This is a genomic window from Hyphomicrobiales bacterium (assembly GCA_016125495.1).
Taxonomy (GTDB): domain Bacteria; phylum Pseudomonadota; class Alphaproteobacteria; order Rhizobiales; family RI-29; genus RI-29.
In genome coordinates this window covers 248,496-262,079 of sequence record WGLQ01000004.1, presented here as the reverse complement: position 1 = coordinate 262,079, position 13,584 = coordinate 248,496, and the positions used below count along the sequence as shown (strand labels likewise).

Annotated in this window: 10 protein-coding genes and 1 tRNA gene; 6 read left to right on the top strand and 5 right to left on the bottom strand. The window is 67.7% G+C overall.

The features are described from left to right. Positions 1-118: 118 nt before the first annotated feature. Both GC150_03885 and scpA read left to right on the top strand, forming a co-directional pair. Positions 119-2,074, top strand: coding sequence for a methylmalonyl-CoA mutase (locus GC150_03885; GenBank protein MBI1384034.1), 1,956 nt, complete (start codon positions 119-121; stop codon positions 2,072-2,074). Positions 2,075-2,084: 10 nt separating this feature from the next. Next, positions 2,085-4,265 carry a methylmalonyl-CoA mutase gene (gene scpA / locus GC150_03880; protein MBI1384033.1) on the top strand — a complete coding sequence of 727 codons (2,181 nt, stop codon included), beginning with the start codon at positions 2,085-2,087 and terminating at the stop codon, positions 4,263-4,265. A gap of 78 nt (positions 4,266-4,343) precedes the next feature. Here the strand turns inward: scpA and GC150_03875 are convergent, their stop codons facing one another. Together GC150_03875 and GC150_03870 are read right to left on the bottom strand one after the other, a co-directional pair. After that, complete coding sequence (locus tag GC150_03875) at positions 4,344-5,822, bottom strand: amidohydrolase family protein (protein MBI1384032.1); 1,479 nt, start codon at positions 5,820-5,822, stop codon at positions 4,344-4,346. Positions 5,823-5,892: 70 nt separating this feature from the next. After that, a complete protein-coding gene (locus GC150_03870; GenBank protein MBI1384031.1) occupies positions 5,893-7,743 on the bottom strand; it encodes an alpha/beta hydrolase in 1,851 nt (616 codons plus the stop codon). Positions 7,744-7,944: 201 nt separating this feature from the next. Here GC150_03870 and meaB point away from each other — a divergent pair, with 201 nt between their 5' ends. Both meaB and GC150_03860 read left to right on the top strand, forming a co-directional pair. Further along, the gene (gene meaB, locus GC150_03865; GenBank protein MBI1384030.1) at positions 7,945-8,946 is read left to right on the top strand and encodes a methylmalonyl Co-A mutase-associated GTPase MeaB; all 1,002 of its coding nucleotides are present in this window, start codon (positions 7,945-7,947) and stop codon (positions 8,944-8,946) included. Continuing rightward, entirely contained in the window at positions 8,943-9,662 is a 720-nt protein-coding gene (locus GC150_03860) for a hypothetical protein (protein ID MBI1384029.1), read from the top strand. The genes meaB and GC150_03860 overlap by 4 nt, the downstream gene beginning before the upstream one ends. On the opposite strand, the gene GC150_03855 is transcribed toward GC150_03860, so the two are convergent. Both GC150_03855 and GC150_03850 read right to left on the bottom strand, forming a co-directional pair. Then, positions 9,637-10,641, bottom strand: coding sequence for an asparaginase (locus tag GC150_03855; GenBank protein ID MBI1384028.1), 1,005 nt, complete (start codon positions 10,639-10,641; stop codon positions 9,637-9,639). The two genes, GC150_03860 and GC150_03855, sit on opposite strands and share 26 nt — an antisense overlap. Positions 10,642-10,741: 100 nt before the next feature. After that, positions 10,742-10,815 (bottom strand) — tRNA-Gln (locus tag GC150_03850). Positions 10,816-10,998: 183 nt separating this feature from the next. Between GC150_03850 and GC150_03845 the strand changes: the two genes are divergently transcribed. Continuing rightward, the gene (locus GC150_03845; protein ID MBI1384027.1) at positions 10,999-11,313 is read left to right on the top strand and encodes a co-chaperone GroES; all 315 of its coding nucleotides are present in this window, start codon (positions 10,999-11,001) and stop codon (positions 11,311-11,313) included. 102 nt (positions 11,314-11,415) lie between these two features. Next, positions 11,416-13,062, top strand: a complete 1,647-nt coding sequence (gene groL, locus GC150_03840) for a chaperonin GroEL (protein MBI1384026.1) — start codon at positions 11,416-11,418, stop codon at positions 13,060-13,062. 150 nt (positions 13,063-13,212) lie between these two features. On the opposite strand, the gene GC150_03835 is transcribed toward groL, so the two are convergent. Further along, positions 13,213-13,488 carry a hypothetical protein gene (locus tag GC150_03835; protein MBI1384025.1) on the bottom strand — a complete coding sequence of 92 codons (276 nt, stop codon included), beginning with the start codon at positions 13,486-13,488 and terminating at the stop codon, positions 13,213-13,215. Positions 13,489-13,584: the final 96 nt, after the last annotated feature.

The window sequence follows — 13,584 nt, the reverse complement described above, 5'->3', positions numbered from 1 at the left end:
GCTATACATCTTCCATAGAGCCCGGCGGTACGGAGCAGGAGTTCCAGCCGAGCAGCCGGCCCGGTCGATCGCAACCAGACAACGACTTGTCCGCGATCGGTTCGGACCGGCGATCGGCATGGTCGATGCCGGGCTCCCATGGGATGGCAGGATGAAGCCGGGCGACAACGATATCAGAGCGATGCTTGCCGCGAGTGCGTCCGCCGGCTCGCGCGATACGTGGCTGGCACTCGCCAGCAAAGCGCTCGGCGGTCGCGATCCGAACCAGAGCCTCGCGATCGAAACACTCGATGGCATCAAGGTGCGGCCGCTCTATGAACGGGCGGATGTTGCGCGCCCGGCCCCGGCGCTGGTCGATGGGCGCGCGGTCTGGCCCGACGGGCGGCGCGCCTGGGATATCCGACAGCTGCATGCCTCACCCGATGCCCAAGCCACGAACGCGGCGATCCTCGAGGATCTTGCCGGTGGCGTCACCTCGATCACCCTGCGGCTCGAGGCACCCGGGCAGTTCGGGCTCAGGCCGCGTCACGAGGCGATCGCGGCCGCGCTCGAGGGCGTCCATCTCGACATGATTTCGATCGGCCTCGAGGCGGGCGAAGACTACCTCGGGGCGGCGCAGTCGCTCGCCGCGATCTGGCAGGAGCGCGGGATCGCCGACGGCGTGGCGCGCGGCGCCATCAATGCCGATCCGCTCGGCGCGCTCGCACGGGTCGGCGTACTCGAGGATCGGGCGCACGATGCCCTACAGACGCTCGCGCTTTTCGCGGCCGCCAACGTCGGCCGCCGGCCGGGTGTGCGTTTGCTGCTGGCGGACGGGCGGCCCTACCACAACGCCGGGGCGAGCGAGGCCGAGGAAATCGCGGCGGTGCTTGCAACGGCGGTTGCGTACGCGCGTGCCCTCGAGCGCGAAGGCGTCTCGCCGGCCAAGTCGTTTTCGGCGCTCGCAGTGGTTGTCGGGGCCGATGCCGACCAGTTCCTGGTCATCGCCAAACTGCGTGCCCTGCGGTCGACGCTCGCACGCGTGCTCGAGGCTTCGGGCGTCGAACAGCGGCCGGGGCTGATCGAAATCTTGGCTGAAACCTCCGAGCGCATGCTGGCCAGGCACGAGACCCATGTGAACATGCTGCGCAACACGATCGCCGTTGCGGCTGCGGCCTTCGGCGGCGCGGACGCGATCAGTGTGCTGCCTCATACCTGGTCCGTCGGACAGCCGGACGGGCATGCGCGGCGCATGGCGCGCAACACCCAGATCATCCTCCAGGAGGAAGCCTGTCTCGACCGCGTCACGGACCCGGCGGCGGGGAGCTGGTACGTCGAGAGCCTGACGGATGCGCTCGCCGCGCGGGCGTGGGAGCTGTTCCAGGACATCGAGCGGCGCGGCGGCATGGAGCATGCGCTGCTCGATGGCATCGTGCAGGAGCGGATCGCGCGGACCGCCGAACGCCGGGCCGAGCGCCAAGCGGGGGGCCGGGAGGAACTGATCGGCATGACCGGGTTCGCCGACCTCGGCGGAGCGAGCGGGGCGGTCGAACCGCACCCGGTCGCAGGCGGGACGCGGCGTAGCGAGCGCGAGGCGGTGCCGCTCACCCCGTTCCGCGACGGAGCGCAATTCGAGGACCTGCGCGCGCGCATCGAAGCTGCGGCGGCCGCGCACGGCGCGGAGCGACCTGGCGTAACCCTCGTCTGCCTCGGTCGCCGGGCCGACCACGGGGCGCGCGAAGGCTTCATGCGCAACCTCCTCGGGGCCGCCGGGATCGCCTGCCACAACCTCGAGCTGGCGGCCGATGGCAGCGGCCCTGCCGATGATGAACTGGGAGCGGCGGTGGTGTGCATTTGCGGCAGCGATGCCGACTATGCGGTCGGCGCGAGCGAGGCGGCGCGGCGGGCAAAGGCGGGCGGAGCCGGGTTCGTCATGCTCGCCGGCAAGCCCGGCGCGATCGAGGGGGAGCTTGCGGGCGCTGGCGTCGAGGCATTCGTTCACGCCCGCAGCAACCGGGTCGAGGTGCTCTCGGAGGTCGTTGCGCGATTGCTCGCGGACGCTGGACGGGATGCAGCCGGCGCTCATCGGACCTAGGGAGAGCAAAATGTCGTCACTCCCGAACTTCGCCGAAGTCGCCCTCCGGAGCACCGGACGGGCGAGCGCTGGCGCGCCTGCGGGACGCGGAGAGGATATCGCGACCTGGGTCACACCCGAAGGGCTCGCGGTCAAGTCGCGGCACACGGCGGACGACACGGCCGGCATCGCGTTCCTCGACAGCTGGCCGGGGCTCGCCCCGTTCGTGCGTGGTCCCTATCCGACCATGTACACGCAGCGACCCTGGACCATCCGCCAGTATGCCGGGTTCTCGACAGCCGAGGAATCGAACGCCTTTTATCGGCGCAACCTCGCGGCCGGCCAGCAAGGCGTCTCGATCGCCTTCGATCTCGCGACCCACCGCGGCTACGATTCCGACCACGAACGCGTGAAGGGCGACGTCGGCATGGCGGGCGTCGCGATCGATTCCATCCTCGACATGCGCACGCTGTTCGACGGCATCCCGCTCGATCGAATTTCCGTCTCCATGACCATGAACGGCGCGGTGCTGCCGATCCTCGCGCTGTTCATCGTGGCGGGCGAGGAGCAGGGCGTGACACCCGCCCAGCTTTCCGGGACCATCCAGAACGACATTCTCAAGGAGTTCATGGTCCGCAACACCTATATCTATCCTCCGTCACCCTCGCTGCGGATCATTTCGGACATCTTCGCCTACACCTCCGAGAAAATGCCGAAGTTCAATTCCATCTCGATCTCGGGCTATCACATGCAGGAGGCGGGAGCGACGGCGGACCTCGAACTCGCCTACACGCTCGCGGATGGCATCGAATACGTGCGCGCCGGGCTCGATGCGGGCCTCGACGTCGATGCCTTCGCGCCCCGGCTCAGCTTCTTCTGGGCCATCGGGATGAATTTCTACATGGAGGTCGCCAAGCTGCGGGCCGCCCGCCTGCTCTGGTCGCGCCTCATGACACGGTTCGCGCCCAAGGATCCGCGATCGCTGTCGCTGCGGACGCATTCGCAGACCTCCGGTTGGAGCCTCACCGCGCAGGACGTCTTCAACAACGTCACGCGCACCTGCATCGAGGCCATGGCCGCCACCCAGGGTCACACGCAGTCGCTGCACACGAACGCGCTCGACGAGGCGCTTGCCCTGCCGACCGATTTTTCCGCCCGGATCGCACGCAACACCCAGCTCGTCCTCCAGAAGGAATCCGGCACCTGCCGGACGATCGACCCCTGGGGCGGAAGCCATTTCATGGAGCGCCTGACGCTCGACCTCGCCACACGTGCCTCGAAACACATCGGGGAGATCGAGGAACTCGGCGGAATGGCGCGCGCGATCGAACAGGGGATACCCAAGCTCCGGATCGAGGAAGCCGCGGCCCGAACCCAGGCCCGGATCGATTCCGGACGCCAGACCATCGTCGGCGTCAACAAGTTCGCCGTCGCCGATGAGAGCAAGATCGAAATCCTCAAGGTGGACAATGCGGCCGTCAGGCGGCGTCAGATCGAAAAGCTCTCCGAGCTTCGCTCGCGAAGGAAAGAGGCGGATTGCCGGGCGGCGCTCGCCGCGCTCACGCAGTGCGCCCGGACGGGGAGCGGAAATCTGCTGGCCGCCTCGGTCGAGGCGGCGCGTGCGCAGGCGACGGTCGGCGAAATCTCGCTCGCTCTCGAGGAGGTCTATGGCCGGCATCGCGCGGAGATCAAGACCGTGGCCGGAATCTACAAGACGGAGGTTGGCACCATGGGCAAGGCCATGGCGCGGGTGCAGAGACTGGTGGAGGCCTTCGAGGCCGACGAGGGACGGCGCCCACGCATCCTGATCGCCAAGATGGGCCAGGACGGCCACGACCGGGGGCAGAAGGTGATCGCCTCGGCGTTCGCGGACCTCGGCTTCGACGTGGATATCGGTCCGCTGTTCCAGACCCCCGCGGAGGCGGCACGCCAGGCGATCGAGAACGACGTGCACATCATCGGTGCCTCCTCGCTCGCGGCCGGGCACCTGACACTCGTGCCGGAACTCAAGGCCGAACTGGAACTCCAGGGGCGAGGCGACATCATGATCGTGGTCGGCGGGGTCATTCCGCCGGAGGACTACGAGACGCTGCTGAAGCTCGGGGCAAAGGCCGTATTCGGACCGGGAACCAACATCGTCGAGGCGGCCGGCGACCTCATTGCCAAGCTCAATGCCGAACTCGGCTATGGGCCCAAGGAGGCGGCGGAGTAGGGAACGGCGGCGGCCGCTGGCCGACTCCGATGACGTCGGCCTGCCCGCCTCGGCCTTGCCTGCCGGCTCTCTTTGCCGTCAGTGCAGGCCAGCGCCGGCGTTGGGCCGCCCCTCCCGGCGGAGCACGCGGCCGGCACGCTCTCCCGTCAGGCGACCGCCCGACCACGACGACATGCCGTTCACGAAAACCTCCACGATGCCCGCCGCCGTCTGGCGGGGATCGGTGAAGGTTGCCCGGTCGAGCACGGTCGCCGGATCGAAAAGCACGAGATCGGCATAAGCCCCCTCGCGCACGACGCCGCGCCCGGCCAGCCCGAAATTGCGCGCCGTGAGGCCGGTCATGCGGTGCACCGCCTCTTCGAGGGAAAAGAGCTTCAGCTCGCGAGCGTAGTGACCGAGCACGCGCGGGAACGTTCCCCAGAGGCGCGGGTGGGGGAACTTGTCGAAGGGAATGCCGTCCGAACCGATCATGGCGTGCGGAAAGCGCAGAATGCGCTGAACATCGGCCTCGTCGAGCTGGAAATAAACCGCGCCGGCGGGGATGAGACGTTCGGCCGCCTCGATGTTGCTTGCCGTGCCCCAGATCGCGGCGACCTCGGAGATCTCCTTGCCGGCCATCTCGGGATGGCGGTCGGACCAGGTGACGAGCACGCGCACGCCCGGCTGGCAGCGCTGCGGATCGAGGGTCTTGGAGGAGGCGTTGTAGGGATAGACGTCGAGGCTGACGTCCTGGCGCGCGATGGCGTCGGCGACGAGGGCGAGCGTTTTCACGCTGCGCCCGAAGTTGGCGGCGCCGGAAACCTGGTGGTGGGAGAGGACGAGCGGCAGGCCGGCATCGCGGGCGGTGTCGATGGCCTCCGTTATCGCTCCCTCGATGTCGACGAAATAGTCACGGGTGTGGCTGGCATAGATCCCGCCGTGGCGCGCCGCGGCACGGGCGAGCGCGCAGACCTCCTCGGACGGGGCCTTGATGCTCTCGGGATAGTCGAGCCCGGTGGACAAGCCGATCGCGCCTTGGGCCATCGCCTCCTCGACATCGGCTACCATCGCCGCGAGTTCGCCATCGCGCGCCGGGCGCTCGAGCGAGCCTTCGAAGCGGCGGTGGCGCAGCGTCGTGTGGCCGACGAGGATGGCCGAGTTCACGGTCGCACGGTCGCGCCCGAGGTGTTCGGCGAGGGCGGAAAAGCTGTCGAAGCGATAAAACCGCTCGTCACCGAGAAGGTGCATCGGCGGAGGCGGAAAACGGTCCAACACCAGCGGCGCGAGACTGATGCCGCAGTTGCCGGCAACGACGGTCGTCACACCCTGGCTGAGCTTGGGGGTCATGTCGGGCGTTTCGCAGAGCGCGCGGTCGTCGTGGGTGTGCGCGTCGATGAAGCCCGGCGAAACGACGAGGCCGGTGGCATCGAGGTCGCGGAATGCGGTGGTGGCCGAGAGATCGCCGATCGCCAAGATGCGATCGCCCGAGATGGCGACGTCCGCACGATAGCGCGGCGCACCCGTGCCATCGATCACTTCGCCGCCGCGAAGGACCACGTCGGCGCTGGCCGGCGCCATCGTGGTGGCCACATGCTTCCCGTTCCCAGCGACCATGGAGCCCAAGCCGACCTCCCCGTTCTGCCGGCGATCAATTGCCGGTCGGTGGAAAGCGCCAGTAGATGCGGCGGTCGAGCTCTTTTTCCTCCAGGGCAGGGGTGCGCTGGCGCGGCGGGCGCACGCCCTCGAGGATCAACCGTCCGATATCGGCCAGGAGATCGGATTTCTCGGCGTATGTCGAGTGGTTCAATGCCAGGACGGCAGTGCTCTGGGCACTGACATCGATGGTATCGAGGCCCTGCTCAAGGACGGGGCCGAGTTCCGAGATGTCGCCGGCACGCGGAATGCCGCCAGCGTAGGCACGCGATGCGACCATGGCGCGGTCGTTGGCGGAGGCATAAAGCGTGACACCCTGGCCGAGGGGGGCGACCTCGGCAACGAGATCGGCAAAGACGTCGCGGTCGATGTCGGGCGCCGCGAGGATGATCTGGTTGACCTTGAGATCAGAGCGCACCTCGGCGGCGATCTGCATTTCCTTCAGCACCTTGAGCAGTGGCTTGTTGCCCATCGAGTGGGCGATGAAGGAGACGTGGCGGGCGTTGGTGCGCTGCAGAACCAGATCGATGAACTCGCGCAGATAGCGCTCGGCCTGCTCGGAGTTGTTCTGATCGCTCTCGTAGCTCCCGAGCGAGCCATTGGAGGGCCAGGAATAGAGGAACGGCGCACCGTCGAAACCGAGGTCGTAGGCGATCTGTGCGGTGCGATAGAGCGCGGAATCGAAGGCGACGTTGTAGCCGTGGACGAAAACGATGGCGTGGCCTTCGTAGTGCCGCGAGCCCGCAAGCTTGGCGTTGACGGCCGCAACGAACTCGTCCGGGCTCATGGTGGCGATATCGGCGATCGTGAAGTGCTTCGCCGGATCCTCCTTCTCGCGGTAGATCGTCACACCGAGGATCGTCAGTTCGAACGGTCGCTCGACCTCGCCGGCCTGGTGCACCGTGGAGGGTACGGTGACGTTGGCAGCCCCGAGCGCGAGGCGCCGGCCGCGCTCGGACCCGTAGCCGACCGACATCACGCCGGAACGCTCGACGGGAGCATCGGCCCGGTCGGTGCCGAAGAAGACCCGGACGGTCTCGAACGGTTCCGGGGCCGGCTCAGATACCACCTCCTGGCTGTCGGCGGGCGGTGTCAGCGAACGGGGCGCCATCTCGAATGGCTGGGCCCCCGTCCGTGGAGAGGCGCCCACCGAGGGCTCAGCGCCCGATTCCGGCGGCGCGCTCTCGGCGGGAGGTTCGATCTCGGCCGGCGGCGCCAGAACCACATCGCGCGACGGCGAGGAGCGGGGAGCGCCGGGCGCGACGAATTCGCGTTCGAGCGACTTCGGCAGGGCCTTGGGCACGCTGGTTGCCGGTTGCTCGACGGGCTCGGCAATTTTTCGCCGCTTGGGACGGGGTGCGGGCTCGCTCTCCTCGACGCTCTCGCTCGCGCCTTCGCCGGCACTCTCGCCACCGGCAGCCTCTCCGCCTCCGATCGTGCCGGTGGACGTGCCGCCGCCGCCGTCGCCGGTGCCGCCTCGGCCGAGGCCGGTGAAATCACTGCCGCCGGAACCGCCGCCGGGCGCCGCCGGGCGGGAGGGGGCAGCAGTGGGCCCGCGGCGCGGTGCCACCGCCTCGCCGTCGTCCCTCGACATGCTGGGCGCACGCTCCTCCATCGGCGCGGACATGTAGGCGCCGTCGCCGATAGTGAAGATGGCAATGGCCAGCGCGAAGCCAGCGGCGCCGAACACCGCAAACCAGCCGCCTGCGTAACCGAGCGAAGAATAGCGCGAGCGGCGAACGATCAACCAGAGCGCATAGAGAACCGCGAAAACCGCGAGTGTCGTCGCCGCGACAGGCGAGAACACGATGTCGGCAAAGGGCAGTTCGGCGAGTTGGTCCAACATGGCTGCCATCCTCACAACACGAGCGCCGGGTGGGCACGCACCGGGGGCACGTCGCCTCGGCGTCAGAGCACCCCCGTTTGACAGCAACATGACGGGAGCATAGGTCTTTCGCCCACCTTGAAAGGACCATCCCGCAAGCTCATCCTCGTGGCAAGGGCGCGCGGTGCGTGACCCTCATGCGAAACGCGAGCCCGACCACGCATGATCCTCTCTCAACCGCTGCGCAAGCCGCTCGAACTCGAGGATTACGTCAATGGCGTGCTGGCTGGCGACCGCGCGGTTCTGGCGCGCGCGATCACGCTGGTGGAGAGCTCCAAACCACAGCACCGCCGGCTTGCAGAGGCGCTGATGCAGGCGCTGCTGACGTATACGGGGCGGGCCCACAGGATCGGCGTCACGGGGGTTCCGGGCGTCGGCAAATCGACCACCATCGACCAATTCGGAACGAACCTAACGGGCGCTGGCCACCGAGTGGCCGTGCTAGCGGTCGATCCGACATCGTCGCGCACGGGCGGCTCGATCCTCGGCGACAAGACACGAATGGCGCAGCTCGTCACCGAGCCTTCGGCCTTCATCCGCCCTTCGCCGACGGCCGGCACGCTCGGCGGCGTGACGCGGCGCACGCGCGAGACCATGGCACTTTGCGAGGCGGCGGGCTTCGACGTGGTGATCGTCGAGACAGTCGGAGTCGGGCAGTCGGAGACGGCGGTCGCCGACATGGTCGACGTCTTCCTGGTGCTCGCATTGCCGGGAGCGGGCGACGAGTTGCAGGGGATCAAAAAGGGCATCCTCGAACTCGCGGACATCATCGCGGTCAACAAGGCCGACGGAGACAACAAGGTGCGCGCAGAACGCGCGGCCGGCGAATACCGGGCAGCGCTCAACATCCTGACGCCGCACGATGCGCCCTGGCCGACGCCCGTGCTCACCGTCTCCGGGCTCGCCAACATGGGGCTCGATGAACTCTGGCGCACGATCCTTGAGCATCGCCGGGTGATGACCGAGCGCGGGCTCTTCGACGAGCGCCGTCGCCGACAGGCGGTGCGCTGGATGCACGACATGCTCGAGGACCACATCATGACCCGAGCCCTCTCGAACCGGCGTGTCGCCGAGCAGCTCCCGGTACTGGAGGCGCAGGTGCGGGATGGCTCGCTTTCGCCGGCCATGGCCGTCGCCCGTCTCGCCGAGATCATGGAGCGATGACAACCACACGGCGCAGCAGGCCCCGGATGGGTCGCGCGACGGACGGGGACGGCCTCGTCGTGCTGCTGACCGGATTCGGACCATTCCCCGGTGTCGAGCACAACGTTTCCTGGGACATGGCGCAGGCCCTGGAGCAGCAGGTCGGCGCGATCGAGGGTGTCACCAGGGCCGTCGCGCGGCCGCTTGCAACGATCTGGGGCGAGGCCGAGGAAAGTTTTTCACGCGCGCTTGCGGAACTCTCGCCGGACATCGTCATCAGCCTCGGCGTCAGCAGGGCGGGGCGTGGGATCGAGATCGAGGCGGTCGGACGGCGCCGTTCGCAGGCGCTGGCCGACGCGGCGGGCCGCCTGCCTCCAAAGGTTGCCACGGAGCAATGGCGGCCCGAGTCGAGGCGGCCGCGCTTCGATGTCGCCGAGATCGCCCGCCGGATGGCGGCTGGCGACGTCGGCGCGGTCGGGGCGTGCCGCATATCACGCGATGCCGGCGGCTATCTCTGCAACGCGGTCTACTACCACGGCCTCGGGGTGACGGACCTCGACCGGCGGGGCGGCACCGTCATTTTCGTGCACATTCCGGCTGACCTCGAAAGTGATGGCCCGGCGACGTTCGAGGAGGTGCGCAGGGGGCTCGTGCGCCTTACAGCGCTCGTCGTCGACATGGCGCGCGAAGGAATGCGCGGCAAGCGTGCGGTCACAGGCCGGAGAGCGCCTGGTTGAGGGCAGCCGAGGGACGGATTTCGCCGACGTCGCGCCCGGTCCAGTTGGTCAGGCGGAGCTGCGTGTAACGCGCGAGCCGGGTGCGCTCGTTGGGCAGCAGAGCCGCGAGCACTGCCGCCATCGCGACTTCGGACGCACGCGTCGCCCCGTCGTCCACCTTGAGTGCGATGGCGATGCCGCGATCCGGCAGGAGGCCGCAGAAGACACCTTCGGCACCGGTCTTGACGTAGGCCGCACCCGCGAGCAGTTCCATGACGCCGGTGCAGAAACGTCCTTCGCCAGCGACGTAGGCGGGCTCTGCGAGGCCGGCGGCGATGAGCCGAGCGGCGGCGGCGAGGCGGACGGCGCCGAGGCCGCGGCCATCGGACAGCCGAGCGAAACCGGTCGCGAGCGATCGGAGCGGCATGGCCCAGGTCGGGACCGAACAGCCATCGACACCGACCGGAGCGGCGGCGAGGTCGACGTCGCAGACCTCCTCGAACGTGGAGCGGATACGCTGCTGGACGGCGTGATCCCGTTCGACGTAGCCCGAATGGACCTCTCCGAGGTGGCGGGCCGTCGCGATCATGCCGGCGTGCTTGCCCGAGCAATTGTTGTGAAGCGCGGTGCAGCGTTCGCCAGCGGCGCGCAGGGCCTTGGCCGCCGACGGCGTCGTCGGCATGTGGGCGCCGCACTCCAGCGCCTCGGGACCCGCTCCGGCAGCGGCCAGCATCGTGGCCGCACAGGTGGCATGGCGGGGCTCGCCCCCATGGGAAGCCGTGGCGAGAGCCAGGGCGCGCGCATCGAAGCGAAAAGCGTCCGCCGCACCGCTTTCGACCAGCGGCAACGCCTGGATGAGCTTGATGGCGGAACGGGGAAAGACCGGACCATTCACGTCGCCGAACGACAGGAGCACCTCGCCCGAGGAGCGGGCGACCACGAGACGGCCAGCGTGCGCGGATTCGACGATGCCGCCGCGCGTCACTTCGACGAGTGCCATCGGCGGCCTCCGGTTCCGACAACCCACGCAGCGCCGCGATCTCCGCCGCCGACGCGCGGCACGCGATCGACCACAACGTCGCGGTCGATGGGGGCAGAATTGGCTGGGCCGCTAGGACTCGAACCTAGATTAACTGGACCAAAACCAGTTGTCCTACCATTAGACGACAGCCCAAGGCGCCGGACCATCCTCTAGCGGTCGGCGATCGCCGCGACAAGTCTCGCGGATCGCCTTCGGCACCCTTGACAGCGCGGCGGCGATGAACTATTTCGCGCTCACTGGCACTCGCCCTCGGGGAGTGCTAACAGACCATCCAGACAGACAAATCAGCAAATCGAAACGAACCGGAGATTTCCCATGAAATTCCGTCCGCTTCAGGATCGCGTCGTCGTTCGGCGCGTCGAGGAGGAGACGAAGACTGCCGGCGGGATCATCATCCCAGACACCGCAGCCGAGAAGCCGCAGCAGGGCGAAGTGGTCGCCGTCGGCCCCGGCGCGCGCGACGAGGATGGCAAGTACATCCCCATGGACGTGAAGGTGGGTGACCGGGTGCTGTTCGGCAAGTGGTCCGGCACCGAGGTCAAGATCGATGGTAAGGAAGTCCTTATCATGAAGGAAAGCGACATCATGGGCGTCATCGAAGGTGCCGCGAGCGCCAAGAAGGCCGCCTGACCCACCACGTCGCCTCCCACCTGAATGACGCAAACGCACGGGCATTCGCGCCGCCAGCGCGCGCGATCCCCCCTGCTCGTGCCCACTGAAGGAGTAATGAACATGGCAGCCAAGGACGTACGCTTCTCGTCCGAAGCCCGCGAGCGCATGCTGCGCGGTGTCGATATCCTCGCCAACGCCGTCAAGGTGACGCTCGGCCCGAAGGGTCGCAACGTCATCATCGAGAAGTCGTTCGGCGCCCCGCGTACCACCAAGGACGGCGTCACCGTCGCCAAGGAGATCGAGCTCGAGGACAAGTTCGAGAACATGGGCGCGCAGATGCTGCGCGAGGTGGCCTCCAAGACCAACGACGTGGCCGGTGACGGCACGACTACGGCAACCGTGCTGGCCCAGGCGATCGTTCGCGAAGGCCTCAAGGCCGTCGCCGCCGGCATGAACCCGATGGACCTCAAGCGCGGTGTCGATCGCGCGGTGGCCGACGTCGTCGCCGAGATCACCAAGATGTCGAAGAAGGTGAAGGACTCGAGCGAGATCGCTCAGGTCGGCACCATCTCCTCGAACGGTGACGTCGAAATCGGCCGGATGATCGCCGAGGCGATGCAGAAGGTCGGCAACGAGGGTGTCATCACCGTCGAGGAAGCCAAGGCGCTCGCAACCGAACTCGACGTCGTCGAGGGCATGCAGTTCGACCGCGGTTATCTCTCGCCGTACTTCGTGACCAACGCCGAGAAGATGACGGCGGACCTCGAGGACCCCTATGTCCTCATCCACGAGAAGAAGCTCTCTAACCTGCAGGCCATGCTGCCGATCCTCGAGGCGGTCGTGCAGTCGTCCAAGCCGCTCCTCATCATCGCAGAGGACGTCGAGGGCGAGGCGCTCGCCACGCTGGTCGTCAACAAGCTGCGTGGTGGCCTGAAGATCGCGGCCGTCAAGGCACCCGGCTTCGGTGATCGTCGCAAGGCCATGCTGCAGGACATCGCCGTCCTGACCGGCGGCCAGGTCATCTCCGAAGACCTCGGCATCAAGCTCGAGAACGTCACCGTCGACATGCTCGGGCGCGCCAAGAAAATCTCGATCACGAAGGACGACACCACGATCGTCGATGGCGCCGGCTCCAAGAAGGAGATCGTCGCCCGCGTCGCGCAGATCAAGGCGCAGATCGAGGACACCACCTCGGACTACGACCGTGAGAAGCTCCAGGAGCGTCTCGCCAAGCTGGCTGGCGGCGTTGCCGTCATCCGCGTCGGTGGTGCGACCGAGGTGGAAGTGAAGGAGAAGAAGGACCGCGTCGACGACGCCCTCAACGCGACCCGCGCGGCCGTCGAGGAAGGCATCGTGGCGGGCGGCGGCGTCGCGCTCCTGCGCGCTTCGCACGGCGTCAAGACCAAGGCCGAGAACGCCGACCAGGAAGCCGGCATCAACATCGTGCGCCGGGCCCTGCAATCCCCGATCCGCCAGATCGCGGCGAACGCGGGCGTCGAGGGTTCGATCGTGGTCGGCAAGGTGCTCGAGTCGAAGTCGGTCGGCTTCGGCTACGACGCCCAGAACGACGAGTACGTCGACATGTTCGCCAAGGGTATCATCGACCCGGCGAAGGTCGTGCGCACGGCGCTCCAGGACGCCGCGTCGGTCGCCTCGCTCCTCATCACCACGGAAGCCGGCATCGCCGAGGCTCCGAAGGATGACAAGGGCCACAGCCACATGCCGGGCGGCATGGGCGGAATGGGCGGCATGGACGGCATGATGTAAGACGTTCCGCACAATCGGAACAAGACGAAAGGGCGGCCCCTGTGGCCGCCCTTTTTCATTGCTGGTGGAGCTTGGAACCGTTCGCGGTCTTCAGGTCGCGACAACTCGAGTGCCTGTCGTCCAACCGAATCCCGAATTGCGCGGGCGGGGCTACTTGCAGCCAGCAAGGCTCTGCGTGCGCTCGGCGAGCTTGGCGCGCCACTCGTCGGGCGTCACGGTCTCGCACCAGGCCTCGTGCACGGCGATGTCCTTGGACCAGTCGTCGCCGGTGAAGCCGCAACGGCGGTCCTCGTTGTCCTTGGCCTGCTTGGCGGAAGCCAGCGCATAGGCCTTGCAGTTGGCGTCGGCGAAGCTCGGGGCGGCGAGCAGTACCGAAAGCCCGGCCGTCGCCACGATCGTCAGCAAACCGCGGGTCATCATCGTCATGTCATCCCTCTCGCGTTGCTCGGTCTTACCGTAACCGCCTTGCGACAGCACTAGACTAGCCGGTTTCGGCGACCGTTTGAACTCACACCAGTGACC

What these genes read in the sequence shown, in the direction of transcription:
- groL (MBI1384026.1), top strand. Translation starts at nt 11,416, where the DNA reads ATGGCAGCCAAGGACGTACGCTTCTCGTCCGAAGCCCGCGAGCGCATG.
- GC150_03860 (MBI1384029.1), top strand. Translation starts at nt 8,943, where the DNA reads ATGACAACCACACGGCGCAGCAGGCCCCGGATGGGTCGCGCGACGGAC.
- GC150_03875 (MBI1384032.1), bottom strand. Translation starts at nt 5,822, where the DNA reads ATGGCGCCGGCCAGCGCCGACGTGGTCCTTCGCGGCGGCGAAGTGATC.
- GC150_03845 (MBI1384027.1), top strand. Translation starts at nt 10,999, where the DNA reads ATGAAATTCCGTCCGCTTCAGGATCGCGTCGTCGTTCGGCGCGTCGAG.
- GC150_03835 (MBI1384025.1), bottom strand. Translation starts at nt 13,488, where the DNA reads ATGACGATGATGACCCGCGGTTTGCTGACGATCGTGGCGACGGCCGGG.
- GC150_03855 (MBI1384028.1), bottom strand. Translation starts at nt 10,641, where the DNA reads ATGGCACTCGTCGAAGTGACGCGCGGCGGCATCGTCGAATCCGCGCAC.
- meaB (MBI1384030.1), top strand. Translation starts at nt 7,945, where the DNA reads ATGATCCTCTCTCAACCGCTGCGCAAGCCGCTCGAACTCGAGGATTAC.
- GC150_03885 (MBI1384034.1), top strand. Translation starts at nt 119, where the DNA reads ATGGTCGATGCCGGGCTCCCATGGGATGGCAGGATGAAGCCGGGCGAC.
- GC150_03870 (MBI1384031.1), bottom strand. Translation starts at nt 7,743, where the DNA reads ATGTTGGACCAACTCGCCGAACTGCCCTTTGCCGACATCGTGTTCTCG.
- scpA (MBI1384033.1), top strand. Translation starts at nt 2,085, where the DNA reads ATGTCGTCACTCCCGAACTTCGCCGAAGTCGCCCTCCGGAGCACCGGA.